The following is a 26,739-nucleotide window of genomic DNA, read 5'->3' as shown; positions in this document are numbered from 1 at the left end:
GAACACGTGGCCCGGTCGGCGTCCTGGGCCGCGCTGCCGGCACTCTCCCGTTCGTGGGGCCACCGGTTCGCCGGATCGGAGCACTCGGATCCGGAATTTCTTCCTCTTGGGCGTGAACATTTTCGATGTTCGACCGAGAAGCTGGCCTCAGACACGCTCCGGACTCCCCGCACTGACTCACCGTCACGGAGCGCGCAGCCATCGAGAAGTGAAGGACCAGCACGTGACGACCCCCATCCCCGCCAAGTTGTTGACCGGCGCCACCCGCCGGCCCGGGCACCACCCCGTCACCATCCGCACCGCCTGCGCGCCCCCCGCCCAGCCGCGGACGCCGCGCCACCACCGCACCGCACCGCGCGGCGCCGTCCCGGACCCGACCCGGGGGGAGCGGTGAACGACTTCCCGCCCGCGGACGCGGCCGACACCTCCAGCACCCGCGTCCCCCGACCGGCCCCCGACCCGGCACCCCTGCCCATATCGTTCACCGCCTTCCACGACCTGCACGCCCAGCGCTACACCGACTACGCCTTCGCCCACCTCGGCGACCCCGCCGTCGTGTGCGACCTCGTCGACGACGTCTTCGTCGCCCTCGCCGACCGCTGGCACCGCGTCCTCGCCCAACCCAGCCCGGCCGCCTACGCCTGGGCCCTGCTGCGCCGGGTCGTGGAGGCCGAATGCCTGCGCCGGGCCGAACACCTCGCGCTCATCGAGGAAGCCGCCTTCGCCTACGTCCTCATCGAACGCGCCAAGCGCCTCCTCGAACAGGTCGACGAGTGCATGGTCGAGGACCTCGGCATCGGCATCAGCGTCGCCCGCGCCATCCAGAAACTCCCCGGCCGCCAGCACGACGTCGTCGTCCTGCGCTTCCTCGCCGGCTACACCCCCACCCACATCGCCGAAGTCATGGGAATCGAGGAGGGCACCGTCCGCTCCCTCGTCTCCCAGGCCAGAACCCGCCTCAAGACCCGCCTCGCACCGCGCCGCACGCTCGTGCGCGGCCGCACGCACGACGAGGAGTGATCCCCATGGACCCGCTCGACATCCTGCTGGCCGGAGGCGGCATCCGCGCCGCCGGCCCCATCCCCCTCTACGACCTCACCGCCGGCCGCCGACGCATCGCCGAGAAACTCGCGGTCCGCCGCGCCGAGCGCTGCGCCCATGAGACGGACGACCCCGTCGGCAGCGGCGCCGGGCACGAGGGACGGTGGCGCACCGTTCCCGCACCGCAACTGCCCAGGGCGGCCACCCGGCCCGGACCGGACGGTCCGCCGCCCTTCCCGGGCCCCGGCGGACCGGCGGGGGAGTGCTCGCCCGCCGACGCCCAGAGCCTGACCCACCACGATCACGCCGACCGCTACCTGCGCGCCCTCGCCGGCGTGATCATCGGCGAGGACGGCGCCGCCGACGCCCTGAAGCGCCTGCACGACGGCACCGTGGAACCGCACGGCGCCCTGGTCTTCGCCTGCCTCCTCCACCTCGTGGGCCGCTACCAGGAGGCCCAGTTCTGGTGGCAGTTCGCCGGCGGCGCCGAAAACGCAGCCGCGTGCCTGTGCCTCTACCTCCACCACGTCCGCCTGGGCGAGATGAAAGCCGCCGAGCACTGGTTCGCCCAGGCCGTTCGCCCGGAGGCATTCCTGCCCGGCCGCCCCGCGACGGCGGCGCTCCTGCCGCCGGTCCCCGGCTGCCACCTCGCCTGCCTGCCCCTGGTCAGTGACCACCTCACCGCCCTGGGCGCCGCACCCCACCCACCGGACCCCGCCCTGCGCGAAGCACTCGACGACCTCGACATCGTCCGCGACGCGGAGTACGGACCGATCAGCCTGCCCAGCGACGACCTCGCCGACCACCTCCACGACCTCGCCACCACCAGCTGACCATCCCCACCCCGGCCCGCACCTGCGCCAGGACACCGCTCCACCGGCCCGACCGGCACCCCACGAACAAGGGCGGACCACCTCCCGGACACCGGGCCGCTCGGCACGACGGAGAAGACGATGAAAACCCCGGACCACCACGAGGACGCACCCCGGGCCGCCGACACGAACCACCGGCCGTCCACCACAACGACCGGCGCCGTCAGCAGGAGGCCCAGGCCGGCGGACAAGGCCGTCACCACCGCCGGCATCGTCGTCGGACTGCTCAACCTCGGATTCACCCTCTGGGACAGGATCGGCTCCCTCCTGCAGACCTGACCGCACGAGCACCACCGGCCACGGGGACCCGAACCGCCCGGCCCGCCGCCGCACCCCGGCCCTCTCCCCGGACCGCAGCCCGGAACAGGGCCGGGGCGCGATCTCCGCGACCGTACAGCGCGGGGGAGAGAGCGTCAGCGCTTCAGCGGGGCAGGCGGCATCGAGGGCTGAGCAGGGCATTGCCGAGCGGATCACGGCTGCTGCCGGTGGACAAGAGGCAGGCCCGCGTCGTGGCCGCAGGCCGGGATTCGTACGGTGCTGTCTCGCAGCACGGCGAAGAGGACATCGGTCCGGCATCCGGCCAGTGCCGTGCGGGGGACGCCGCGCGGCGGCCGTCGCCGGCTACACCGGCGGCTCGGGGTCGTACTGGATGCCGTGGCGCACCTGGCGGGCCCGCTCGACCGAGTGCAGCCGCGCCACGAGGTGCAGTGCCATGTCGATCCCGGCGGAGATGCCGGCCGAGGTGATGAGGTCGCCGTCGTCGACGAAGCGGGAGTCCCGGCGGACCTCGGCCGTGGGCTCCAGCTCGGCGAGCAGGTCGAGGGACGTCCGGTGGGTGGTGACCGCGCGGCCGCGCAGCAGACCCGCCTTGGCGAATACCAGCGCCCCGGTGCAGACGCTGGTGGTCAATGCCGCCTCCGCGGAGAGCTTGCGCACCCAGGCGAGGTGGTCCTCGTCCTCCATCAGCGGCCGGGTACCCTGCCCGCCGGGGTGCAGGAAGACGTCGACGGGCGGCATCGCGTCCCGCGAGAAGTGCGGCAGGATCGTGAGGCCCTTCGCGCACTGCGTCGGAGCCCCGTCCCGCGAGACGCAGTCGACGCGCCAGCCGTCCTCGGGGAACTTGCGCGTCCAGTAGGAGAGCACCTCCCACGGGCCGACGGCGTCCAGTTCCTCGACGTCCGGGAACAGCAGGATCGCGATCCGGCGGAGTGTTTCGTCGCTCATGGGCGCCATCAAAGCAGAGGCGCGGGAGTCACCGCCAGGAATTTTGAGCGGCCGTCCGGCTGCGATGACCACGCCTTATGGTTCGCCAACAGCCGTGCGATGGAGGTTCTCTGATGATAAGACAGATCTTCGACATGTCCGCTGCTCCCCGTGCACTGTTCGACCGCCCCGTGGCGATGGGTATCGGCTGTCTCAAGTCGGTGCCGCGCCCCGTTGGCACCCGGTGACCGTGTCGACGACCGGGCCCTGTGGCTCGAGGACTGCACCCTCGCCTCCGCCCTCGCCCCCGCCGTCGTCCGGTGACCCGGCCCAGGCGTACGGCCGGACCGAACCCTGACGCTCACCCGACCACCCTCGCCCCGGACGCCCCGGCAGCCCCGGGTCCCACGGCCAGGGTCAGTTCGAGGACCCGGTGCGGCGATGCGAGGTCCGGAAACAGCTCCCGCAGCTGCGTCATCCGGTACCGGACCGTCTGGGGATGGACGAACAACGCCGCCGCCACCTCGTCCCGCCGGCCCTGGTGCAGCAGCCACGCCCGCAGCGTCTCCTCCAGGCGCCGCGCGGTCGCGACGGGCAGGGGCCGCAACGGTGCGAGGGCTCGGGCGCGCAGGTCCGCGAACGCGTCCGGGTCGGCGCTCAGCACCAGCTCGGGCAGGTGCTCCTCGGTGTCACGGATGTCGGGGGAGAGGGTGCGCGCGCGGACGGCGCGTGCGTACGAGGCGGACGCACGGGTCCACGGCCGGGCGGGACCCACGACGGCGGTGCGGTCGGTGAGCCGCCGCAGGAGGTGTGATCGGTCCGCGTCGGGGACCAGCAGCACACCGGTGGCGTCCGGCAGGTCGTCGAGGACGAGCGTGCCCGGGTCGAGCGTGCGGTAGGCGGGCCGGGCCTGGTCGGCGGGCAGCAGGACCGCGGTCAGCGACACCGGGGGCTGCCACCCGGCCCGTTGGGCGGAGGCCAGCAGCACGTCCGGGCTCGCGTCCGCGAGGAGCTCGCGGGCCAGGTGTTCCAGGTGGCGCTCGTGGGCCCGGCCCCGGGCGGCCAGTTCGTCGGCGTGGCCCGCGGCGCTCGCGGCGGAGAGTTCGTCGATGTAGGCGAAGGTCAGCTCGGCGAACCTGGCGACCTCGGCGGCGGGCAGACCCGCGGGCACGGCGCCCGCCGCCAGGCACCGCCAGGCCACCCGGGCCCCGACGCGGTAGGCGCTGAGCAGGGCATCCATCGAACGGCCGTCGCGCACCTCGCCGCGGCCGAGCTCGTAGGCCGCGTCACCGGCGTCGCCGCCGGTGGCGTTCCCGCTCGCGAGGTCCAGGTAGTGCCCCAGCGCGGTGCGGACGGCCCGACGGATGGTGCTTCCCATGCGGCCCGAGAGGGCGTTGGCGTAGGAGGGGACCTCGTCGATGATCGCCTGGACGACCTCGTCGGCGGTGGCCCTCAGCGTGGCCCGGAGTGCGGCGACCGTCGGCCCGTCCAGGGCCGGTTCGCCGACCCTCCACATGGCATGGCTCATGATTGCATGGCTCACGTTCTTGTTCCTTGTTTGTTCCCTGCGAACAATTGGACCGGACAGATTTACATCCTGTGGTCAGGACTTTACGCCCTGAGGCGCAGCAAGCTGGAGTCATGACGAGTACAGCCCTCCGCAGCAGGGCCTGGAAACTGCTGGAGATGGTCACGACGCCGCTGCTGCCGTCGGACTACCTCGACCTGGTCGGCCCGCTCCGTGCGGGCGCCGACCTGCGTGGGCGCATCGAGGCCGTGCACCCCGAGACGGGTGACGCCGCGACCGTCGTGATCAGACCGGGACGGGACTGGCGCGGTCACACGGCCGGCCAGTACGTGCGGATCGGGGTCGACGTCGACGGGACGCGGCTGTGGCGCGCCTACTCCATCACCTCGCCGACGGACCGCCGGGACGGCCGCATCACGATCACCGTGAAGGCGGTCCGGGACGGCAAGGTCAGCAACCACCTGATCCGCAGGGCGACGCCGGGCACGCTGGTCCGGCTCGAACAGCCGACCGGTGACTTCGTGCTGCCGCCGTCCGCGCCCGCGAAGGTGCTCTTCCTGACGGCCGGCAGCGGCATCACACCCGTGATGGGCATGCTGCGCGACATCGACTTCGACGACGTCGTCATGGTCCACTGCGCGCCGAAGCCGCAGGACGTGATCTTCCGCGGTGAACTGCGCGACCTGGTCGCGGTCGGGAAGCTGCGTCTCACCGAGGTGCACACCGCCGCGGACGGCAGGCTCGACATCGCCCGTCTCGACGAACTCGTGCCCGACTGGGCCGAGCGCGAGACCTGGGCCTGCGGCCCGGCGGGCCTGCTCGACGCCGCAGAGGACCACTGGGCCGGGCACGGCGTGCGGGAGCGCCTGCGCACCGAGCGCTTCCGCCCCGTCACCGCCGTGGTCGGCGAGGGCGGTGACGGCGTCGACGGCGGCGAGGTCACCTTCAGCACCACCGGCAGGACCGTCGCCGCGGACGGCACCACTCCGTTGCTGGCCGTCGGTGAGGAAGCCGGAGTGCTCATGCCGTCCGGGTGCCGCATGGGCATCTGCTTCGGCTGCGTCACGCCGCTCAGAGCGGGCGCCGTCCGCGACCTGCGCACCGGCGAGATCACCGAGGCCGAGCCGGGCGTCCTCATCCAGACCTGTGTGTCCGCCGCGGCGGGCCCCTGCGACATCGAACGGTAGGAGCATCTTGACCGCCATCGACCCCACCGCCCATCTGACCGCGGAGCAGATCGAGGAGCTCGGCCGCGAGCTGGACGCGATCCGCGACGAGGTGATCGCCGGCCGCGGGGAGAAGGACGCCGCCTACATCCGCAGGGTCATCTCGGCGCAGCGGAAGCTCGAGTTGGCCAGCCGGGGTGTGCTGCTGTTCTCGATCTTCCCGCCCGCGTGGCTGCTCGGCACCGCCGGTCTGTCCGTTGCGAAGATCATCGAGAACATGGAGATCGGCCACAACGTCCTGCACGGCCAGTGGGACTGGATGCGGGACCCGAAGATCCACTCCACCACCTGGGAGTGGGACCACGTCTCGCCGTCCGAGCAGTGGAAGCACTCGCACAACGAGCTGCACCACACGTACACCAACGTGATCGGCAAGGACAACGACCTCGGCTACGGCATCATGCGCGTCGACGAGGACCAGAAGTGGCACCCGTTCCACCTCGGCCAGCCGCTGTGGAACCTCGTCAACGCCTGCTTCTTCGAGTACGGCATCGCGGCGTACGACCTGGAGCTCGGCAAGAACCTGCACAGGAGCCGCCGAAAGGACCCGGAGTTCCGCGCGCGGGCCAGGGCCGTGGGCCGCAAGATCCGCAAGCAGGCGCTCAAGGACTACGTGGTCCACCCGCTGCTGTCGGGCCCGTCGTTTCCCACCACTCTCGCCGCCACGTTCACCGCGAACCTGGTCCGCAACATCTGGTCGCACTCGGTGATCATGTGCGGGCACTTCCCCGAGGGCGTTCAGGTCTTCGAGCGCCGGTCGATCGAGGGCGAGACGCGCGGCCAGTGGTACCTGCGCCAGATGATGGGCTCGGCGAACATCAGCGGCAGCAGGGCCATGCACTTCATGACCGGCAACCTGTCGCACCAGATCGAGCACCACCTGTTCCCGGACCTGCCGAGCAACCGGTACGCCGAGGTCGCGGTGAAGGTGCGCGCGCTGTTCGAGAAGTACGAGCTGGAGTACGTCACCGGGCCGCTGCCCAAGCAGGTGTTCTCCGCGTGGCGCAAGGTCTTCCGGCTCTCGCTGCCGAACAGGAAGCGCGAGGTCACGACGCGGGACCGGGAGCGGGAGCTCGTCGCGGCGTGATTCCCGGTACCGGTCGATCCCTTCGGACCGAGGCCGAGCCTATGGGGGCGGGCCGGGAGCAGTCCTCGGGACGGGCTCATGACAACGTCATTGCCGTTGACCCGTGACCGGTGACCGGCGGTGGGCCGGCGCCGGCCGGCAGCCGACCCGTCCGCGCGCCAGAGGCGCAGGTCGATACCGAGCGCCTACCGGACGGCGCCGGCTCGCGGGTCGCCGGCGCCGTCCGGAGGAGCCTCCGGATCCGTGGATCTCCGAACTCGGGAACGAAACGCCCGGTCAGAGGACGATCTCGAGGTCCTCGAACACGCTCGCCCCTGCCCGGAGGAGCGCCGCTGGTGCCAGGCTCGACAGCACCGGTACGGCGTGGTGCCAGCCGCGGGGAGTCAGCGCCTCCGCGACCAAGGCCCTGGCGCGGGGGAGGTCGGGGCCGGAGGAGGAAGGCAGGAGCTGGGCGGCCAGTCGGCGGACCACCGGGAGGACGTCGTCCCGGTCCTCGTACAACGGCACCGCCACGGAGTCGGTCGACAGGCAGGCGGCGTGGGCGGCGAGATGCGCGAGAACCTCCGAGCGCTCGGCCTCGCTACGGGCTCGCCGAGCCCGGGCCAGTGCCGCGTCGTTATCTCCGAGCGCCGCGTACACCAGCGCCACCGCCCCGGCTCGCGAACCGGGCAGCGGCAACTCGCCCTCCTGGGCCACGACGGGATCGATGTATCCGCGAAGGGCCCGGTCACGGTCGACCGTGGCCTCGAGCAGGCCTGCCAGCACGGCGTCGACCCAGTTCGGGGGACCCCCGGGCCATCCGCGCCGCTTCTGCTGAGCCAGCTGGAAAAGGTACGAACCGGGGTTGCGGGAGTCGAGGAGATCCCTGGCGGCCGAGGCCCGCCGCTGGTCGTGACGGCCTACGGCGATCAGCAGTTCGGCGACGCGCGTGTTGCTCGCCGTGGCCTCGGCCAGCTCGCGAAGAGCCATGTCCGCGAGCCGGCCTGCCATGTCCGGGGCGTGCGGCCACAGCAGCGCGACCGCCTGGATCCGAGCCTGCCGGAAATCGTCCGAGAACGGCGAGCACGTCTCCTGGTGGGCGTCCAGCACCTCGGACAGTCTTCGGGTCGCACCGATCCGGGCCAGCGCCTGAACGACGGAGGTCACAACTCCCGGGGTCCGCCCGAGATCCTCGACCTCGGGCAGCATGGACGCGGCCCGCTCGGCGAGCCGCAGGGCGCGGCCATGGTCCGACAGCGGGACAGCCAGCGACACCGCGGCCCAGCCCCGGGTCCGTACACCGGCATCGGCGAGCGCCGCGACCAGCCGCTCGGCGTCGTCGGGCCGACCCGCCGCAGCCATCCCCCCTGCCAGGTCGGCGAACTGGTCCTGCTGGTACACGGAGAGCGTCCGCCCGCCGCCGGCGGGCCCGCGCACAGCCCGGTGGAGCAGGCGCAGCGCCCGGTCCGGATCGTCCGCCGCGTGATGGTGGGCCAGTGCGGTCACTGCTTCGGCAAAGACCCCTCGGGGCACGCCCGCCGCGGTGGCGAGCCCCTCCTCCGCCTCCTCGCTCCGCCCGGACGCGGCGAGCAACTCCGCGACGGTCGCGGCGCTACCGGGCCGGTAGAGGTCCACCGTGCTGCTGCTCCACGAAGGTGCGAGCGCGGCCCAGGCCGCCGCGGCCCGGCCGTCGCGCGCCCATCCCTCGGCGAGGGTCCGTGAGATCGCACCCCACGCGTAGCTCCGTTCGAGCCAGTCCCTCGCGGTGACGTCGGGCTCCATGGTCGAGGCGAGCCGGCGGGCCTCCTCCATGCGGTGTCCGGCGAGGAGCGCGTACACCGCGCCGGGCCCGCCGCCGACCCCGGCGGGCGAGCCGGGGTCGGCCCACGCCGCCAGGACGGCTGCGGCCAGCTCGTCCGCGAGCCCGGGACGCGTGGCGCGTGGCGCGCACAGCCTCGGCGGCGATCGGCGGAAGGCGCAGGTCGTGAGGGCTCTGCCGGACCAGGGCCAGCAACGTGTCGTGCAGCCGGTCCCGTTCGTCCGGGCAGCCGCAGTCCGCCCATACCTGCGCGAGCATGCTGAGCAGTTGCGCACGATGGTGCGGCGCGAGAGCGGTGCCGTCGACGGCGTCCTCCGCCGCCCGCAGCAAACCGGACATCGATCCCGCATCCCCTACGGCGACGGCCGCCAACGACACCGCCCGAACGAATCCGACGGCCTCCTCGCCTTCCGCCCGGGACAGCTCCGCGAGGAGGGAGACCGCCTCGGCCCGTCGGCCCGTACGCGCCAGCGCGGCAGCCTGGACCCCTTTCGCGTGCCACCAGGACCCTGCGGCCGCGTCCGCGTCGCGCCCGGTCCGTTCTCCCTCGGCAAGCCGCACGGCCTCCTCCGCCAGACCCACCGCCCGCCGGTCACCCGCCTCGCCGAGGACGTGGGCGAGCTTCGCCAGGGCGAGGCCCCGGTTCAGCGGATGGAAGACACTGCGGGCCAGCCCGACGGCGAGCCCGACCCTGCCCAGGCGGCCGTAGACGGCAGGTACCGCCAGGTGCAGATCCTCGTTGCGGCGGGCCACCAGGTCGCCTGCCACCGCCAGTGCCGTCAACGCGACCAGGTCGTCCGTCCCGAGGCTGCGCACCGCCTCGTGCACCGCCGCGATCTCCGCCAGGCACACGGCGTCGTTGTCGGTGTCCGTGCGCAGCCGTGCGTGGCGCCGCGGATCCGTGACGAGCGAGACGGCAAGGGCAGTGTCCCGGGGACCGCGCAGGTCGGCGGCCAGGCGACCGTAAGGGCGCAGGAGGTAGGCAGGGGTGTTCGCGGGCCACCCCTGCCGGGCGTAGCCGGCGGCCCAGGCCCGCAGCCGCTCCACGTAGGGGGCCAGGTCCGGGCCGAACTCCTGCTGGGCGATCGCGAGGATGGTTTCGTGGGAGAACACGTGTCCGTACTCCCGTTCGGGGGAGAGGCTCCCCTCGCCGAGCGGCTCCGGTGACCCGCTGCCGGTCGGCCGCAGGATACGGCCGAAGCCGCTGTCGAGCAGTCGGCGCAGTTCGAACGCGGGCTCGTGGGTGAGCTCCCGCAGGTCCTCGGGCTTCAGCGGGCCGCGCGCGGCGGTGAACAGCCCCACCAGATCACGTTGGGCGCTGGTGCCGGACAGGGCCTGGCGCAGTTCGAACCTGGCTTCGTGCTCGGTGTGGAGCGCTGCCGCGTTGGCCGCCAACCGCAGGACCGGGCAACCGCGCAGCGGATGGCCGCCCCTGACGTCCGCCGGGACGCCGGGGCCGGGCCGGCTGGTCACCAGGACGCGGACGCCGGGCGGAAGGCGCTCCGGAAGCAGCGAAGCGATGCTCCGTCCGGTGCCTCCGGGCCGGAGCGACCGGTCCTCGTCGAGACCGTCCACGATCAGGACGAGGGTGCCGCCGTCCTCGTGGACCCGCTCCGCGGCGAGACGCAGCAGCAGGGTGAGCTCGCCGTTGCGTGCCGGGGACGAGTCCCGGCTCACCGGCTCCCGCCCGGCGATCGCGGCGAGCTGGTCGACGACCGCCTCGGTGTAGGCGGCGCTGTCGGCCTGACCGGCATAGCGCGCGGTGACGAAGAACCAGACCGGTATCACCCCTCGCGGTGGATGCAGGGCGAACCAGGCAGCGAGCGCGGTCTTTCCCGCCCACGGGGCACCCTGGACCCAGAGGTAGGGCTCGCGTCCGCCGCAGAACTCGACCAGGGAACCGATCTCGCACCGGCGGTCCCGCAACTCCTCCGGTGCGAAGTCGCCCAGCTGCGCCCGGTAGGACTCGTGGAGGATGCCGCGAGGTGGCGCGGGCAGCACGTCCGGTAGCAGGTGCGGACGCAACTCGCCCTTCACCGCTTCTGTCAGCGAGGCGAGTTCGTCCGGTGAGAGGGCCTCGGCCCATCGATCCGCACGGCCGGCGGCGATGCGGCCGGGACCGTCGGACAGGTGGTGGCGGCTGACTACCCCGATCAGGTGGCCGCGGCTGAAGACGGCGGCACCCGACATCCCCTCCCAGCTGTCCCGTTCGGCGTCCGGATCCTTCCCCGGCGGCGAGTCGACGGCGGGGTCGAGGGTTCCCTCACGCCGGTTCGACAGCGCGGCGCAGCGTGCGTGGATGTGCTCCGCGTCCCTGAAGCTCGAACCGTCGCTGTGCCGGCGCAGTTTGAAACGGGGGAACCCCACAGCTGTGCAGAGTACGACGGCGTCGTGCTCGCCGAGACGGCCGTACGCGCAGGCGGTGACGTCCGTCCCGGCACCCCCGACAGCGAGCACGGCGATGTCGATCCCGTGGTGCTTCCAGACCACGTCCGCCGGGACGACCCGCTCACCCGGCCGGTCGGCCTCGAACCGCACGCGTATCCCGGCTGCCCCCTCGACGACATGCGCCGCCGTCAGCACGCGGTGCGGCGCGACCAGGTAGCCCGAGCCTCGTCTGCCGCCGCTGCTACCGGTCGGCGCTACCAGGCTCTCGGCCACCCGATCCACCCTCAGCACCCGCTCACCCCCTGAGCGGAGCGGCGGGACGGGTGGCGCCCGGAGGCGCGCTGCTCAGGATCGGCATCCGGGGGCGCTCACCGCTCTCCCTCGACGTCCTCGCCACCGATGAGGACGGAGCGGAACTCCGACTGGCCGGGGGCCTTGGTCCTGGGCACAAGCGTGACCGTGATCCGCTGCGTCTGGGCCCGGGCGTACTTTCCGTTCGCCGAGGCGTCGACGACCCAGAGGCGGACCTTGGCGTCCGCACCTCCCTCACGACTGACGGCGACCGTGGCCTCCAGCTCGACGGGGCCGAGTTCGAACCGGACCGCCTCGTCCGTGCCGTCGGCCAGCGCCGTCGTCAATTGCTGCCTCAACTCGCGGACCATGTCGGACAGTTCAATCACGCGCTTCCCCCTGTTGGATCCGCTTGTCGCCGAACCGGATCCTACACTCGCGTTGAGTGGTGCACATTCGCGAGGGGGAGGACCGGGTCGCCCGCCGGTCAGGAGGACGCGCGGACGATCAGCTCGGTCGGCAGCACCAGGCGGGGCCGTTCCTCACCGCCGTCCTCCTCGACGTCGGAGCCGCCCGCGCCGTTCGCGGCGATCTGCCGGAGCAGTGCGCGGGCCATCCGGCGGCCCATCTCCTCGATCGGCTGGCGGACGCTGGTCAGCGGGGGGTCCGAGTGGCGGGCGACGGGGGAGTCGTCGACGCCCACCAGCGCGACGTCGCCGGGCACTTCGCGGCCGCGGGCGCGCAGGACGGCCCTGGCTCCCACCGCCATGAGGTCGGAGGCCGCGAAGACCGCGTCGAGGTCCGGGCAGCGCTCCAGGAGCTCCGCCATGGCGCGGCGGCCGCCCTCCTCGGTGAAGTCGCCGGTGGAGACCAGTCGGTCGTCCGTCGGCAGGCCGACGGCGGCGAGTCCCTGACGGTAGCCGTCGAGGCGGCCCTGGGCGGCGAACATGTCGAGCGGGCCCGTGATGGTGGCGATCCGGTGCCGGCCGCGTCCGGCCAGGTGCTCGACCGCCGACCGGCCGGCACCGACGTTGTCGGAGTCGACGTAGGCCACCGGCTCGTTCTCCGAACGGCGCCCGTTCAGGACGGCGGGCAGGCCGAGCGCGCGGACCAGGTCCGGCAGCGGGTCGTCGCGGTGCACGGAGACCAGCAGGACGCCGTCCACCCGCTGGGCCGCGAGGTACTGCTCGAAGCGCTGCCGCTCCTGGTCGGTGCGGATCAGTGTGAGCAGCAACTGCATGTCGGCATCCGCCAGTTCGGCGCTCACACCGCGGATGATGTCCAGGAAGTAGGGCTCGGCGAAGAGCCGGTTCTCGGTCTCGGGGACGACCAGGGCGACGGCGTCCGTGCGATTGCCCGCGAGGGCCCGGGCGGCCCGGTTGGGGACGTATCCCAGCTCGGCGACAGCCCGCTCCACCGCCTCCTTCGCCTGTTCGCTGACCCGGGGTGAGCCGTTGATCACCCGGGAGACGGTGCCGCGGCCCACGCCGGCCCGGGTCGCGACCTCCTCCAGGGTGGGCCTGCCGGTCTGTCGTCCGCTCACAGCCTGGTGCCTTTCGTCGGCGCTGTCTCCATCCCCGTATGAAACCGCGCCGGGTGGCGGCCCGGTCAAGCCGGCTGACGCCCCCGGAGGATTGGGAGCGCTCCCACTCTAGCGCGGCGGGTCGTCGGAGCGTGCCGGGGTGAGTTCGAGAAGTGGCGGGCTGAGCGTGAATCGGGGTCTCGCTGGACGAGTTCGGGTTCATCTCTTGACATCGCCCCACCCGCGCAGCAACCTTCCGGCTGTGGCATGGGAGCGCTCCCACGCTCCGGTCGGGCCGAGCGAGGCCCGCCGTGCTTCCACCCGTGCCCAGGCAGAACCCTGCCGGCGCCCCATCGGCGCGATTCCCGACACCACCCGGACGAGGAGAGTGGCATGCACAGCACCGACAGAGGACTCACCCCCGGCCGCCGCCGGTCCACCGCCGTCGCGGCCCTGGTCGCGGCCACCGCCGTGCTCGCCGCCTGCAGCAGCAGCGGTAGCGGTAGCGGTGGCAGTGGTAGCGGCGGCGCCGCCGACGGAGGCACCGTCACCCTGAGGATCGGCACCTTCGGCTCCTTCGGCTACGACAACGAGACCGGAGCCAAGCTGTACGCCGAGTACGAGAGCCTCCACCCCAACATCAAGATCGTCGAGTCCAACGTGGCCGACGGCCAGAAGTACTGGGACACCCTCAAGCTCCGGCTCTCGCGGGACAGCGGCCTCGCCGACATCCAGGCCGTGGAGGTGGGATACATCGCCGAGGCCACCGGGCCCGCGCTGGCCGGCAAGTGGGTCGACCTCGGGAAGACCGGCGGCGCGGACCTCGCCGGCTTCCTCGACTGGAAGACGAAGCAGGCCACCACCGCCGACGGCAAGGTCGTCGGCCTCGGCACCGACATCGGCCCGATGGCCATCTGCTACAACAAGGACCTCTTCGCCGCGGCCGGGCTGCCCACCGACCGCGCCCAGGTCGGCGCGCTCTGGGCGGGCAGTTGGGACAAGTTCCTGGACACCGGCCGCGCCTACCGGTCGAAGGCCCCCGAGGGCACCGCCTTCCACGACTCCGCCAGCGGCCTGTTCAATGCCGTGGTCGCCAGTGAGCCGGTCCAGTACGCCGACGCCAAGGGCGAGTTGGACTACCGGAACAGCCCCGGTGTCCAGAAGGCCTGGTCGATCGCGACCGCGGCGGCCACCGGGGGCATCACCGCGAAGCTGCGCCAGTTCGACGAGAAGGGCACCTGGAACGCGGGCTTCAAGAACACCAAGTTCGCCACCGTCGCCTGCCCCAGCTGGATGACCGGCATCATCAAGGACCAGGCCGGGCCGGAGAACCAGGGCAAGTGGGACATCGCTCCGGCCCCCGTGGCGGGCAACTGGGGCGGTTCCTTCCTCGCCGTGCCCAAGTCGGGCGCCCACGCGGAGGAGGCCGCGAAGCTGGCTGCCTGGCTCACCGCGCCGGCCCAGCACGCCAAGGTCTTCGCGGTCAACGGCAACATCCCCTCCTCCAGGTCGACCCTGACCTCGGCCGCCGTCCAGGACGCGAAGCTGCCCTTCTTCGGGGACGCGCCGGTCGGCCGGATCTACTCCGAGGCCGCCGCCGGTATCCGCCCCGTGCCGATCAGCCGCTGGGACGGCCAGGTGAAGACCTTCCTCACCGACAACGGGATCCTCGACATCGAGCAGCGCGGCACCGACCCCGCCCAGGCCTGGGACAACGTCCGCAAGCTGATCGACGACAAGATCGCGAAGTAGCCGGCGCGTCCCGGTGCCGTCCGCGGTGCCGCCCGGTGCGGTCCGCGTGGCGGGCGGTCCCGGGCGCGCCGCCGCGCGGCCGGGCCCTCCCGCCCCACCCGCTCTCCCCGTACTTCTCGACCAGGAAGGACGCCCCCGTGCCCCCTCCCTCCCGGGCGACGGCCGACGGCCGCCCGCCGTCCGACCCGCCGCCGGACCCGCCCCGCGCCGCCGGCGGACCGAAGAACACCCGCCGGGAACCACCGGGTCGGCGCAGCATCCGCCACCGCTGGGACCAACGGGCGGCGCCCTACGTGTTCGTCGCCCCCTTCTTCCTCTGCTTCGCCGCCTTCGGCCTCTTCCCGCTGGTCTACACGGCTTGGCTCTCGCTGCACCGCGTCGAACTCGGCGGTGCCGCCGAGTGGCGGGGCCTGGACAACTACACCGGCCTGTGGGACAGCGAGTTCTTCTGGAACGCGCTCGCGAACACCTTCACCATCGGTGTCCTCTCCACCGTCCCGCAGCTGCTGCTCGCCCTCGGCCTGGCCCAGTTGATCAACCGGGAGGTGCGCGGGCGCGGATTCCTGCGGGTCGCCGTCCTGGCGCCCTACGCAACCTCGATCGCGGCCGCCACCCTGGTCTTCGCCCAGCTCTTCAACAGCGACTACGGGCTGATCAACACCGCACTGGGCCTGGTCGGTTTCGACCCCGTCGACTGGGAGTCCTCCAAGTGGCCGGCGCAGATCGCCATCTCGGTCATCGTCACCTGGCGGTGGACGGGTTACAACGCGCTGATCTACCTGGCCGCGATGCAGGCCGTGCCCCGCGACCTGTACGAGGCCGCGGAACTCGACGGGGCCTCGCGGTGGCGACAGTTCGTCAGTGTGACCGTCCCCTCCATCCGGCCGACCATCCTGTTCACCATTGTGGTGTCGACCATCGGAGCGACCCAACTGTTCGGTGAGCCGATGCTCTTCGGCGGCAGCCTGGGGGTGAGCGGAGGCAGCGGGAACCAGTTCCAGACGCTCAGCCTGCTGATGTACGAGAAGGGCTGGGTCACCGGAGCGCTCGGCCAGGCCTCCGCGATCGCCTGGGTGATGCTGCTCCTCCTCCTACTGGCCGGGGCCCTCCGGGCCGTGGCCGTCCGTACGCGTCGAAGGAAGGGCTGATCCGTGCGCACCGCAGCTCCCGCACCGACGACCACCGCGTTCCCCGGCGGAGCCGACGACGACGCGCGCAGCCGCAGGCGAGTCCGACCGCGGCCGTCCGCCGGGCGCCGGAACCACGCGGGGCCGCTCACCTACGTCCTGCTCGGCCTGGCCGCGCTGGTCTCGCTCTTCCCGCTCTACTGGAACCTCGTCGCCGCCTCGCACACCGGCGAGCGGGTCGTCGAGGCACCGGCGCCCCTGCTGCCGGGCCGGCACCTGTTCGACAACCTCGCCTTCGCGTGGAACCAGGTCGACATGGGCGAGGCACTGGTCAACACCACGGTGGTGGCCTCCCTGGTGGCCGTGTCCACCGTGCTCTTCTCCACCCTCGCGGGCTTCGCCTTCGCCAAGCTGCCGTTCCGGGGCCGCAACGTCCTGCTGGCGACAGTGGTGGCGACGATGACCGTCCCCCCGCAGCTCAGCGTGATCCCGCTGTACCGGATCATCACCGACCTGGGGTGGGTGGACCAGCTCCAGTCCGTGGTGCTGCCCTCCCTGGTCGCCGCCTTCGGCGTGTTCTTCATGCGGCAGTACCTGCTGGACGCCCTGCCCGTGGAACTGGTCGAGGCCGCCCGGGTCGACGGCGCGCACAGCCTGCGCGTGGTCTGGCACGTGGTGTTCCCGGTCGCGCGGCCGGCCATGGCCGTGCTCGGCATGCTGGTCTTCGTCCAGGCGTGGAACGACTTCTTCTGGCCTTTCATCGCCCTGACCCCCGACGGCAGCCCGACGCTCCAGGTGGCCCTGGCCGGACTCGGCTCCGGGAACCACAGCGTCGACCAGGCGGTCGTCCTGACCGGTGCGCTCATCTCGACCGTCCCGCTGCTGCTGGTCTTCGCCCTCCTGGGCAAGCACATCGTGGGCGGGATCACCGCCGGCGCCGTCAAGAACTGAGACCCTGTCCCCGCGTCCGCTGCCCCGCACACCCCTGGGAGCACCGCCATGCCACTCACCACCTCCGCCGACTCCGCCGACTCCGCCGACTCCGCCGCCGACTCCTCCGCCTCACCGGTGCCCGCCGTACCGGCCCCCACCGGGAACCCCCGCTTCCCGACCGGATTCCTCTGGGGTGCGGCCACCTCCGCCTACCAGATCGAGGGCGCCGCCGCCGAGGACGGCCGCACGCCGTCGATCTGGGACAGCTTCTGCCGCACGCCGGGCAAGGTCTTCGAGGGCCATACCGGCGATGTGGCGGTCGACCACTACCACCGCTTCCGCGAGGACGTCCGGCTGATGGCCGACCTCGGACTGACCGCCTACCGCTTCTCGGTCTCCTGGCCCCGGGTCCGGCCCACCGGTCGGGGCCCTGCGGTCCAGCGGGGCCTGGACTTCTACCGCCGGCTCACCGACGAACTGCTCGCCGCCGGCATCACCCCCGTCGCGACGCTCTACCACTGGGACCTGCCGCAGGAGCTGGAGGCGGCCGGCGGGTGGCCGGAGCGCACCACCGCGGAGCGGTTCGCCGAGTACGCGGCCCTGGTGGGCGAGGCACTCGCCGGCCGGGTCGAGCAGTGGACCACCCTCAACGAACCCTGGTGCAGCGCCTTCCTCGGCTACGGCTCGGGCGTCCACGCCCCCGGCCGCACCGACCCCGTGGCCGCGCTGCGGGCCGCCCACCACCTGAACCTCGGCCACGGGCTGGCCGCCCAGGCCCTGCGGGCCGCGCTCCCCGGCAGCGCCCGGCTGTCCGTCTCGCTCAACCTGCACGCGCTGCGCCCGCTCACCCCGTCCGGGGCGGACCGGGAGGCGGTCCGCCGGATCGACGCCGTCGGCAACCGGATCTTCCTGGGCCCGATGCTGGACGGCGCCTACCCCCAGGACCTGTTCGACGACACCGCCGGCCTGACCGACTGGTCCTTCGTCCGACCGGGTGACGAGCGGACGGCCAACCAGCGACTCGACTGGCTCGGCGTCAACTACTACACACCGACCGTGGTGTCCGCGACCGCCGAGGGTGCCGAACCCGCCCGGCAGGACGGCCACGGCGGCGGCGCCGCCTCACCCTGGCCGGCGGCGGACACGGTGGGCTTCCACCGGGCCCCGGGCCGGGCGACCGCGATGGGCTGGGCGGTCGACCCGTCCGGCCTGCACGAACTGCTCACCGGGCTGGCCCGGCGGCATCCGGAGATCCCGCTGGTCGTCACCGAGAACGGCGCGGCGTACGAGGACACGACCGGCCCGGACGGCACGGTCGACGACCCCGAGCGCGCCGCCTACGTCCACGGCCATCTCGCGGCGGTGCACCGGGCCATGGCCGACGGCGCGGACGTCCGCGGCTACTTCCTGTGGTCGCTGCTGGACAACTTCGAGTGGGCGTACGGCTACGAGAAGCGCTTCGGCGTGGTCCACGTCGACGGGCGGACGCTGGCCCGCACCCCCAAGTCCAGCGCCCGCTGGTACGGCCGCGTCGCCCGCACCGGCGAGCTCCACCCGCCCCGGGAAGCGTAGGACCGGCCTCCGGCCCCGTGCGGCCCTGCCCTCCGCCCCTCGCGGGTCCGGAGCGGGGCGCCGGGCCGCCGGTGGACCGACAGGACGGGCCGCGGTGCGAAGCACGGCGGCCCGTCCTGTCGAGCGGGTGGTCAGGAGCCTGCCCGGCGCTTGTTGTAGACGTCGAAGCCGACGGCCGCGAGCAGTACCAGGCCCTTGATCACCTGCTGGTAGTCGGTGCCGATCCCGACCAGTGACATGCCGTTGTTGAGCACGCCCAGCACCAGGCCGCCGATGATCGCACCGAGCACGGTGCCCACGCCGCCGCTGGCGGAGGCGCCGCCGATGAACGCGGCGGCGATGGCCTCCAGCTCGAAGTTGATGCCCGCCTGCGGGGTGCCGGCGTTGAGGCGCGCCGCGAAGACCAGGCCGGCGAGCGCGGCGAGGACGCCCATGGTGGTGAAGGCGAGGAAGACGACCCGCTTGCTCTTCACTCCGGACAGCTCGGCCGCCGCCTCGTTGCCGCCGATCGCGTAGGTGTGCCGCCCGATGATCGAGTTGCGCATCAGGTAGCCGAAGCCGACCAGCAGCGCGCCGAGGATCAGCAGCACGATCGGCACGCCGTGGTAGCTGGCCAGCAGCAGGGTGAAGACCAGCACCGCGGCGGTCACCACGGCGAGCTTCGCCAGGAACAGCCCGAGCGGGAGCAACTCCAGACCGTACGAGGCGGTCCGGCGCCGGCCGCGCACCTCCTGGAGGATCGCGACGCCCAGGACGGCGAGGCCCAGCAGCAGAGTGAGGTTGTGGTAGTCGGTGTGCGGGCCCACCTCGGGCAGGAAGCCGCTGCTGATGTTCTGGAAGCCCTTGGGGAACGGCGCCACGGACTGCCCCTGCAACAGGATCTGGGTGCCGCCGCGGAACAGCAGCATCCCCGCCAGGGTGACGATGAACGACGGGATCCCCAGGTAGGCGATCCAGAAGCCCTGCCAGGCGCCCGCGAGTGCCCCGATGGCCAGCGCGCCCAGCATCGCCGCGGGCCACGGGACGTGGTGCTTGACCATCATCACCGCGGCGGCCGCTCCGACGAAGGCGGCCAGCGAGCCGACCGAGAGGTCGATGTGCCCGGCGACGATGACGATCATCATGCCGATCGCCAGGATGAGGATGTAGCCGTTCTGCTGGATCAGGTTGGTGATGTTGAGTGGCTGGAGCAGGATGCCGTCGGTCCAGATCTGGAACAGCAGCACGATCAGCGCGAGGGCGACCAGCATGCCGTACTGGCGTACGTTGCCGCGCAGCGCCCGGGCCAGTGCGCCGCCGAGTGAGGGGCTCGGTCCGGCCTGCGGTGCCTTCGGGGACGAATCCGGGATGATCTCGGTCTGGGCCATGCCTCACACCTGCTCGTTGCTGGATGCGGCGCTCATGGTCATGAGCCGCATAAGGGATTCCTGGGTGGCGTCGGCCCGGTCCACCTCACCGGTGATCCGGCCCTCGGCCATGGTGTAGATCCGGTCGCACAGGCCCAGGAGTTCGGGGAGTTCGGACGAGATGACGAGCACGGCCTTGCCCTGGGCGGCCAGTTCGGCGATGACGGTGTAGATCTCCGCCTTCGCGCCGATGTCGATGCCGCGGGTCGGCTCGTCGAGGATCAGCACCTCCGGCCCGGCGAAGATCCATTTGCTGAGGACGACCTTCTGCTGGTTGCCGCCGCTGAGCGTGCCGGTCCGGGTGAAGACCGTGGGCGCCTTGATGTTCATGGTGCGCCGGAAGGACTCGGCGACCCTGGCCTCCTCGTGCCGGTCCACCCGGCCGAACCGGGCGACCTTGCCGAGCGCGCTCAAAGAGATGTTCCGGCTGATGTCGTCGATCAGGTTGAGGCCGAGCTGCTTGCGGTCCTCGGTGACGTACGCGATGCCGTGCCCGATCGCCTCCGGCACGGTGCGGGTGCGGATCTCCCGGCCGTGCAGCCGCACCGTGCCGGCCGCCCACCGGCCGTACGAGCGGCCGAAGACGCTCATCGCCAGCTCGGTGCGCCCGGCGCCCATCAGACCGGCGATGCCGACGATCTCGCCGCGCCGCACGTTCAGCGAGGCGCCGTCGACCACCATCCGCTGCTGGTCGATGGGGTGCCGGACGCTCCAGTCCTCGACCTCGAAGGCGACCTCGCCGATGTTCCGGGTGCGCTCGGGGTAGCGGTGCTCCAGGTCGCGGCCGACCATGCCGCGGATGATCCGCTCCTCGGAGATGCCCTCGGGGCCGATCGCGATGGTCTCGACGGCCCGGCCGTCGCGCAGGACGGTCACGGTGTCCGCGACCCGGGCGATCTCGTTCAGCTTGTGCGAGATGACGACGCAGGCGATGCCCTGCGCCTTGAGTTCCAGGATCAGGTCGAGCAGCTTGAGGCTGTCCTCGTCGTTCAGCGCGGCCGTCGGCTCGTCCAGGATGAGCAGCTTCACCTTCTTGGCCAGCGCCTTGGCGATCTCGACCAACTGCTGCTTGCCCACGCCGAGGTCGGCGACCCTGGTCTGCGGGCTCTCGTCGAGGCCGATGCGGCGGAGCAGCTCCGCGGCGTGGGTGAGCGTCCGGTGCCAGCTGATGATGCCCCGGGAGGCGTGCTCGTTGCCGAGGAAGACGTTCTCGGCGATGGACAGGTACGGCACCAGCGCCAGTTCCTGGTGGATGATGACGATGCCGCGCTGCTCGCTGGCCCGGATGTCCTTGAACCGGCAGGGCTCGCCCTCGAAGAGGATCTCGCCCTCGTAGCTGCCGTGCGGGTACACGCCGCTGAGCACCTTCATCAGGGTGGACTTGCCGGCGCCGTTCTCGCCGCAGAGGGCGTGGACCTCGCCGGCGGAGACGCTCAGGTTGACCTCGGAGAGCGCCTTGACGCCGGGGAACGACTTGCTGATCGACCGCATTTCGAGAACGGGTCCAGCCATGGTTGTGCGTCCGTATCGTCAGGGGCGGTGCGGGGCCGGTCTCGGGGGCGCCCCACCGCCGGTTCGGGAGGGGTCCGGCGGACCGGGCCCCACGGGCTACTTGAGCTGGTCCGCGGTGTACTGGCCGCTGTCGACCAGGACCTGCCGGTAGTTGTCCTTGTCGACGCTGACCGGCTGCAGCAGCTGTGCCGGGACGGTCTTGACGCCGTTGTCGTACTGGCCGGTGTCGTTGACCTCGGGCTTGCCGCCGGTCAGCAGGGCGTCGCCCATCCGGACTGCGGCCTTGGCCAGCTGACGGGTGTCCTTGTAGACCGTCTGGGTCTGCTCGCCGGCGATGATCGACTTGACCGAGGCCAGCTCGCCGTCCTGGCCGGTGACGATCGGCAGCGACTTGACGGTGCCGTAGCCGAGGCCCTTCAGGGAGGAGAGGATGCCGATCGAGATGCCGTCGTACGGCGAGAGCACCGCGTCGACGCGGGCGTTGGTGTACGACTTGCTGAGCAGGTTGTCCATTCGGGACTGGGCGAGCCCGCCGTCCCAGCGCAGCGTGGCGACCTGGTTGAAGTCGGTCTGGCCGCTCTGTACGACGAGCTTCTTCTGATCGATGTAGGGCTTGAGGACACTCATCGCGCCGTTGAAGAAGAAGTTGGCGTTGTTGTCGTCCGGCGAGCCGGCGAAGAGCTCGATGTTGAACGGGCCCTTGCCGTCCTTGAGGCCGAGCTTGTCGGCGATGTAGCCGCCCTGGAGGACCCCGACCTTGTAGTTGTCGAAGGTCGCGTAGTAGTCGACGTTCGCCGTGCCCCGGATCAGCCGGTCGTAGGAGATCACCGGGATGTGGGCGTCATTGGCCTTCTGCAGCACATTGGTGAGGGAGGAGCCGTCGATGGCGGCGACCACCAGCAGCCTGGCACCCTTGGTGATCATGTTCTCGACCTGGGAGACCTGGTTCTCCACCACGTTGTCGCCGTACTGCAGGTCGGTCCGGTACCCCTTGGCCTGGAACTCCTTGACCATGTTGGCGCCGTCGTTGATCCAGCGCTCCGACGACTTGGTCGGCATGGCGATGCCGACCAGACCGCCCTTGGCGTCCCCCTTGGCCGCGCCGCCGCCGCCGCCGCCGCCGTCGCCGACGCCGTCGCCGACGCCGTTGGCACTCTGGCCGCAGGCCGCCAGCGAGAGCACCAGGCCCGCGGCGACGAGCCCCGCCGAGATCTTCCGCACAGTTCCTCCAGTGATGTTCCGCGACCGGCACAGCGCATCCCCTGACTGGGCGACTGGGAGCGGTCGGGCGAGGCCGGCCGGGAGTGTTCCCTCGGGCTGTGGGGCCTCGGGGTGACGGCCGCCCCGGCCTGGCGATACATGAGTGTTAACGCTCACATGTGCGGAGTCAAGGGGTTCGGGGCATTGTTGGATCCCCGGGATCCGGTGGTCGTCCCCGGGCGGAGGCGGCCGGGCGGCGCGCGTTTCCGTCTCCGAAAGTCATTTCGTCTTCGACATCCCTGGGTCGGGGGCCGGACGCCGGCCCCGTGCGGGGTGCTCGGTCGGGCCTCTTTCCCGGGCCGGTCGGGGCGGACCCGGGTGCGCTCACGTGCCGCGGCGGCCGGATTTCGGCGGTCCGAACGGCGGGCGCGGAGAGGGGCGTGAACGGCGCGCCTGAAGCGCGCCGCATCGTTCGGCCGAGGGCGGGGGAGCGGTCCGGACCTGGTCGCGTACTGTGGTCGGCAGCCGAGGAGGGGACAGCCCGTGGGGATCGAGAGTGCCGGGACGGAACAGCGCCAGCCCGTGATGGCGGACGTGGCGAAGCTGGCGGGCGTGTCCCACCAGACGGTGTCCCGGGTGCTCAACGGAGCCCCGCACGTGCGGCCGGACACCCGGGACCGGGTGCTGGCCGCCATCCGCGAACTGGACTACCGGCCCAACTCCGCGGCCCGGGCCCTGGTCACCCGGCGCTCGCAGACCCTCGGCGTGGTCAGCTTCGACTCGACGCTGTACGGGCCCGCCTCGATGCTGGACGGGATCGAGCAGGCCGCCCGCAGCGCCGGGTACTTCGTGAGCGTGACCAGCCTGCGGTCCCTGGACGGCCGCTCGGTCCAGGAGGCCGTCGACCGGCTGCGCGACCAGGGCGTGGAGGGCGTCGTGGTGATCGCCCCGCAGACCTCCGCCGTCAGCGCCGTGGCCCGGCTCTCCAGCTCGGTGCCGGTCGTCGCGGTCGGATCGGGCAACCAGACCCAGGTGCCCATGGTGTCGGTGGGCAACCGCTTCGGGGCCGGAGACGCCACTCGGCACCTGCTCGACCTGGGCCACCGCACCGTGCACCACGTGGCCGGCCCGGCCAACTGGCTGGAGAGCAAGGATCGCGAGGAGGGCTGGCGCCGCACGCTGGAAGCCGCCGGAGCCCCGGTGCCGGAGGTGGAGCGGGGCGACTGGAGCGCCCGCTCGGGTTACCACGCCGGGCTGCGGATCGCCGAACTGCCGGACGTCACCGCCGTCTTCTGTGCCAACGACCACATGGCCCTCGGCCTGCTGCGCGCCCTGAACGAGGGCGGACGGTCGGTGCCGGAGGAGATCAGCGTGGTCGGGTTCGACGACATCCCGGAGGCCGCCTACTTCATCCCGCCGCTGACCACCGTCCGGCAGGACTTCGGCGAACTCGGCAAGCGGGCGCTGGAGCTGCTGCTGGGGGAGCTGGAGGGTGATGCGCGACCTTCCCCGAGGCATGTGCGGATCCAGCCCGAGCTGGTGCTGCGTCGCAGCGTGGCCCCGGTCGTCCGCCGGTGAACCGCCGACGGCCCGCCGTGCGCTGACCGCCCGGGGCGGGCCGACGCTCGACCGGGCAACGTCCCTTGACACCTCGAATGTTAACGCTCACAATTTCCGTGAGCGTTAACACGAACGAAACGCCCATTCACTCCGCCGGTCAGGCGCCGCCCGTTCCCGCGCGGGGGCGCCCGGCCGGTGGCCCCTCGTTCCGCCCTCCTGAGGGGGAGACCGCGGAACGGAGCCTGTCGCCGGTGTGCTGCCCCCCTGCCCCGGCCGCGGAACCACCGGCGACAGGCGACACCACAGGTTTGTCGCCCCAATGCCGCGCCCCCGTGAGAAGGATGACGACGTGACCGTGATTCCCGCTGCCCCCGACCCGGAGAGATACGTCGTCGGGATCGACTTCGGCACCCTCTCCGGCCGCGCCGTGGTGGTCCGCGTGCGGGACGGCGAGGAGGTCGGCACCGCCGTCCACCCCTACCCGCACGCCGTCATCGAGCGCGAACTGCCCGGCACCGGACGGCCGCTGCCGCCCGACTGGGCGCTGCAGCACCCCGAGGACTGGCGCGAAGTCCTGCGCACCGCCGTCCCGGCCGCGCTCGCCGCATCCGGCGTCGACCCCGCTCACGTCGTCGGGATCGCCACCGACTTCACCGCCTGCACCGTCCTGCCGACGCTCGCCGACGGCACCCCGCTGGCCGAGACGGCCGCCTGGGCGGCCCGCCCGCACGCCTGGCCCAAGCTCTGGAAGCACCACGCGGCGCAGGGCCAGGCCGACCGGATCAACGCCCTGGCCCACGCCCGGGGCGAGAAGTGGATCTCCCGATACGGCGGGAGGATCTCCGCCGAGTGGCAGTACGCCAAGGCCCTGCAGGTCCTGGAGGAGGACCCGGCCGTGTACGCGGCGTGCGAGCGCTGGATCGAGGCCGCCGACTGGATCGTCTGGCAGCTGACCGGCGCCGAGAGCCGCAACACCTGCACCGCCGGCTACAAGGGCATCCACCAGGACGGCAGCTACCCGAGCGAGGACTACCTGGCCGGGCTCCACCCGGACTTCGCCGACTTCGCCCGCACCCGCCTGGCGCACCCGCTCGCCCCGCTCGGCTCCCGGGTCGGCCCGCTCACCGCGCGAGCGGCGCGGTGGACCGGTCTGCCCGAGGGCATCGCGGTCGCCGCAGGCAACGTCGACGCACACGTCGCCGCACCCGCCGCGCAGGCGGTGGAGAACGGCCAACTCCTCGCCATCATGGGCACCTCCACCTGTCACGTCGTCAACGGTGCCACGCTCGCCGACGTCCCCGGCATCTGCGGCGTGGTCGAGGACGGCATCGTCACCGGCTCCTACGGCTACGAGGCCGGCCAGAGCGCCGTCGGCGACATCTTCGCCTGGTGGCTGCGTCAGGGCGTCCCCGCCGACTACCTGGCCGAGGCCGAGGCGAACGGAGAGGACCTGCACCAGGTGCTCACCCGGAAGATCGCCGACCAGCCGGTCGGCGCGCACGGCCTGGTGGCGCTCGACTGGATGAACGGCAACCGCTCCACCCTGGTCGACCACCACCTCTCGGGGGCGATCGTCGGCCTCACCCTGGCCACCCGTCCGGAGGAGATCTACCGCGCCCTGCTGGAGGCCACCGCCTTCGGGACCCGCGTCATCGTCGAGGCCCTGGAACAGGGCGGTGTCCCCGTCACCGAGTTCGTCGTCACCGGCGGCCTCAAGAAGAACGGCCTGCTGATGCGGATCTACGCCGACGTGCTGCGCCGCCCGGTCTCGCTCGCCGAGTCCGAGCAGGGCCCGGCGCTCGGCTCGGCGATCCACGCCGCCGTCGCCGCCGGGTCCTACCCGGACGTACGGACCGCGGCCGCCGCCATGGGCAGGGTGCGCCGGGGCGCGTACCAGCCGGACCCGGCCGCCGCCGACGCGTACGACCGGCTCTTCGCCGAGTACCGCGCCCTGCACGACCACTTCGGCCTCGGCGCCGACAAGCTCCTGCACCGCCTGCGCGACATCCGGAACACCGCCCTCACCACCCCGAGCGAGGCCAAGTGAACGCGACCGTCGACGCCGTCCGCCGCCAGGTCAGCGACCTCCACCAGGAGCTGGTCCGCTACAACCTCGTGGTCTGGACCGCCGGCAACGTCTCCGCCCGAGTCCCCGGCGAGGACCTGCTGGTCATCAAGCCCAGCGGCGTCTCCTACGAGGAGCTGACGCCGCGGAACATGATCGTCTGCGATCTGGACGGCAACGTCGTCGAGGGTGACCACTCGCCCTCCTCGGACACCGCCGCGCACGCCCACGTCTACCGGCACATGCCGGAAGTCGGCGGGGTGGTGCACACCCACTCCACCTACGCCTGCGCCTGGGCCGCCCGCGGTGAGGCCGTCCCCTGCGTGCTCACCGCGATGGCCGACGAGTTCGGCGCCGAGATTCCCGTCGGCCCGTTCGCGCTGATCGGCGACGACTCCATCGGCCGGGGCATCGTGGACACCCTCAAGGGCCACCGCTCGCCCGCCGTCCTGATGAAGAGCCACGGCGTCTTCACCATCGGCAAGGACGCCAAGGCGGCGGTCAAGGCCGCCGTGATGTGCGAGGACGTGGCCCGCACCGTCCACATCTCCCGGCAGCTCGGCGAGCCCCTGCCGATCCCGCAGTCCGATATCGACAGCCTCAACTTCCGCTACCAGAACGTCTACGGCCAGCCCCAGGCCCGGTGAGGAGCCACC

22 protein-coding genes are annotated in these 26,739 nt (G+C 72.1%); 13 read left to right on the top strand and 9 right to left on the bottom strand.

All coding sequences use genetic code 11. The features are described from left to right. Positions 1-223: 223 nt before the first annotated feature. From IF01_RS48335 to IF01_RS0118010, 4 genes are all read left to right on the top strand, one after another. Complete coding sequence (locus IF01_RS48335; RefSeq protein ID WP_157855266.1) at positions 224-394, top strand: hypothetical protein; 171 nt, start codon at positions 224-226, stop codon at positions 392-394. Further along, positions 391-1,020, top strand: coding sequence for an RNA polymerase sigma factor (locus IF01_RS48330; protein WP_051755583.1), 630 nt, complete (start codon positions 391-393; stop codon positions 1,018-1,020). The genes IF01_RS48335 and IF01_RS48330 overlap by 4 nt, the downstream gene beginning before the upstream one ends. A gap of 5 nt (positions 1,021-1,025) precedes the next feature. Then, entirely contained in the window at positions 1,026-1,874 is an 849-nt protein-coding gene (locus IF01_RS44000) for a hypothetical protein (RefSeq protein WP_051755582.1), read from the top strand. A 120-nt stretch (positions 1,875-1,994) separates the two neighbouring features. Continuing rightward, positions 1,995-2,192, top strand: coding sequence for a hypothetical protein (locus IF01_RS0118010; RefSeq protein ID WP_030394454.1), 198 nt, complete (start codon positions 1,995-1,997; stop codon positions 2,190-2,192). 342 nt (positions 2,193-2,534) lie between these two features. Here the strand turns inward: IF01_RS0118010 and IF01_RS0118005 are convergent, their stop codons facing one another. Both IF01_RS0118005 and IF01_RS0117995 read right to left on the bottom strand, forming a co-directional pair. Further along, the gene (locus tag IF01_RS0118005; RefSeq protein WP_030394453.1) at positions 2,535-3,137 is read right to left on the bottom strand and encodes a DJ-1/PfpI family protein; all 603 of its coding nucleotides are present in this window, start codon (positions 3,135-3,137) and stop codon (positions 2,535-2,537) included. A 340-nt stretch (positions 3,138-3,477) separates the two neighbouring features. Then, positions 3,478-4,644 (bottom strand): PucR family transcriptional regulator, encoded by a 1,167-nt coding sequence (locus IF01_RS0117995; protein WP_030394452.1) that lies wholly within the window; start codon positions 4,642-4,644, stop codon positions 3,478-3,480. A gap of 113 nt (positions 4,645-4,757) precedes the next feature. On the opposite strand from IF01_RS0117995, the gene IF01_RS0117990 reads away from it, so the two are divergent. Together IF01_RS0117990 and IF01_RS0117985 are read left to right on the top strand one after the other, a co-directional pair. Next, positions 4,758-5,831, top strand: coding sequence for a ferredoxin reductase (locus tag IF01_RS0117990; protein WP_078880060.1), 1,074 nt, complete (start codon positions 4,758-4,760; stop codon positions 5,829-5,831). A 7-nt stretch (positions 5,832-5,838) separates the two neighbouring features. Next, complete coding sequence (locus tag IF01_RS0117985) at positions 5,839-6,957, top strand: fatty acid desaturase family protein (RefSeq protein ID WP_030394450.1); 1,119 nt, start codon at positions 5,839-5,841, stop codon at positions 6,955-6,957. A 276-nt stretch (positions 6,958-7,233) separates the two neighbouring features. Here the strand turns inward: IF01_RS0117985 and IF01_RS48325 are convergent, their stop codons facing one another. From IF01_RS48325 to IF01_RS0117965, 4 genes are all read right to left on the bottom strand, one after another. Further along, positions 7,234-8,529: a hypothetical protein gene (locus IF01_RS48325; RefSeq protein WP_157855265.1), complete on the bottom strand. Its 1,296-nt coding sequence runs from the start codon at positions 8,527-8,529 to the stop codon at positions 7,234-7,236. A gap of 19 nt (positions 8,530-8,548) precedes the next feature. After that, positions 8,549-11,416 (bottom strand): trypsin-like peptidase domain-containing protein, encoded by a 2,868-nt coding sequence (locus IF01_RS0117975; protein ID WP_167349751.1) that lies wholly within the window; start codon positions 11,414-11,416, stop codon positions 8,549-8,551. A 95-nt stretch (positions 11,417-11,511) separates the two neighbouring features. After that, positions 11,512-11,823, bottom strand: a complete 312-nt coding sequence (locus tag IF01_RS0117970) for a trypco2 family protein (protein WP_030394447.1) — start codon at positions 11,821-11,823, stop codon at positions 11,512-11,514. A gap of 98 nt (positions 11,824-11,921) precedes the next feature. Continuing rightward, positions 11,922-12,977, bottom strand: a complete 1,056-nt coding sequence (locus tag IF01_RS0117965; RefSeq protein WP_030394446.1) for a LacI family DNA-binding transcriptional regulator — start codon at positions 12,975-12,977, stop codon at positions 11,922-11,924. A 372-nt stretch (positions 12,978-13,349) separates the two neighbouring features. Here IF01_RS0117965 and IF01_RS0117960 point away from each other — a divergent pair, with 372 nt between their 5' ends. From IF01_RS0117960 to IF01_RS0117945, 4 genes are all read left to right on the top strand, one after another. Further along, positions 13,350-14,708: an ABC transporter substrate-binding protein gene (locus tag IF01_RS0117960; RefSeq protein ID WP_030394445.1), complete on the top strand. Its 1,359-nt coding sequence runs from the start codon at positions 13,350-13,352 to the stop codon at positions 14,706-14,708. A 137-nt stretch (positions 14,709-14,845) separates the two neighbouring features. Further along, a complete protein-coding gene (locus tag IF01_RS0117955; protein WP_030394444.1) occupies positions 14,846-15,856 on the top strand; it encodes a carbohydrate ABC transporter permease in 1,011 nt (336 codons plus the stop codon). A 3-nt stretch (positions 15,857-15,859) separates the two neighbouring features. After that, positions 15,860-16,786 carry a carbohydrate ABC transporter permease gene (locus IF01_RS0117950; RefSeq protein ID WP_030394443.1) on the top strand — a complete coding sequence of 309 codons (927 nt, stop codon included), beginning with the start codon at positions 15,860-15,862 and terminating at the stop codon, positions 16,784-16,786. Positions 16,787-16,834: 48 nt separating this feature from the next. After that, entirely contained in the window at positions 16,835-18,340 is a 1,506-nt protein-coding gene (locus IF01_RS0117945) for a GH1 family beta-glucosidase (RefSeq protein WP_078880058.1), read from the top strand. A gap of 131 nt (positions 18,341-18,471) precedes the next feature. On the opposite strand, the gene mmsB is transcribed toward IF01_RS0117945, so the two are convergent. The 3 genes from mmsB to chvE all read right to left on the bottom strand — a co-directional run bounded on the left by mmsB (position 18,472) and on the right by chvE (position 22,479). Next, entirely contained in the window at positions 18,472-19,707 is a 1,236-nt protein-coding gene (gene mmsB / locus IF01_RS0117940; RefSeq protein WP_030394441.1) for a multiple monosaccharide ABC transporter permease, read from the bottom strand. 3 nt (positions 19,708-19,710) lie between these two features. Then, positions 19,711-21,258 carry a multiple monosaccharide ABC transporter ATP-binding protein gene (gene mmsA / locus IF01_RS0117935; RefSeq protein WP_030394440.1) on the bottom strand — a complete coding sequence of 516 codons (1,548 nt, stop codon included), beginning with the start codon at positions 21,256-21,258 and terminating at the stop codon, positions 19,711-19,713. A 96-nt stretch (positions 21,259-21,354) separates the two neighbouring features. Next, positions 21,355-22,479, bottom strand: coding sequence for a multiple monosaccharide ABC transporter substrate-binding protein (gene chvE, locus IF01_RS0117930; RefSeq protein ID WP_030394439.1), 1,125 nt, complete (start codon positions 22,477-22,479; stop codon positions 21,355-21,357). 564 nt (positions 22,480-23,043) lie between these two features. Here chvE and IF01_RS0117925 point away from each other — a divergent pair. The 3 genes from IF01_RS0117925 to IF01_RS0117915 all read left to right on the top strand — a co-directional run bounded on the left by IF01_RS0117925 (position 23,044) and on the right by IF01_RS0117915 (position 26,730). Continuing rightward, on the top strand, positions 23,044-24,036 hold the full coding sequence (locus tag IF01_RS0117925) for a LacI family DNA-binding transcriptional regulator (protein ID WP_051742852.1): 993 nt from the start codon (positions 23,044-23,046) through the stop codon (positions 24,034-24,036). Positions 24,037-24,367: 331 nt separating this feature from the next. After that, positions 24,368-26,065: a ribulokinase gene (locus IF01_RS0117920; RefSeq protein WP_051755580.1), complete on the top strand. Its 1,698-nt coding sequence runs from the start codon at positions 24,368-24,370 to the stop codon at positions 26,063-26,065. Then, positions 26,062-26,730, top strand: a complete 669-nt coding sequence (locus IF01_RS0117915; RefSeq protein WP_030394436.1) for an L-ribulose-5-phosphate 4-epimerase — start codon at positions 26,062-26,064, stop codon at positions 26,728-26,730. The genes IF01_RS0117920 and IF01_RS0117915 overlap by 4 nt, the downstream gene beginning before the upstream one ends. Positions 26,731-26,739: the final 9 nt, after the last annotated feature.

Origin of the sequence: Kitasatospora purpeofusca, assembly GCF_000718025.1 — a bacterium.
GTDB classification, from domain to species: domain Bacteria; phylum Actinomycetota; class Actinomycetes; order Streptomycetales; family Streptomycetaceae; genus Kitasatospora; species Kitasatospora purpeofusca.
Note: the sequence above shows the minus strand (reverse complement) of the source record. Positions and strands in the feature narration are given on the sequence as shown.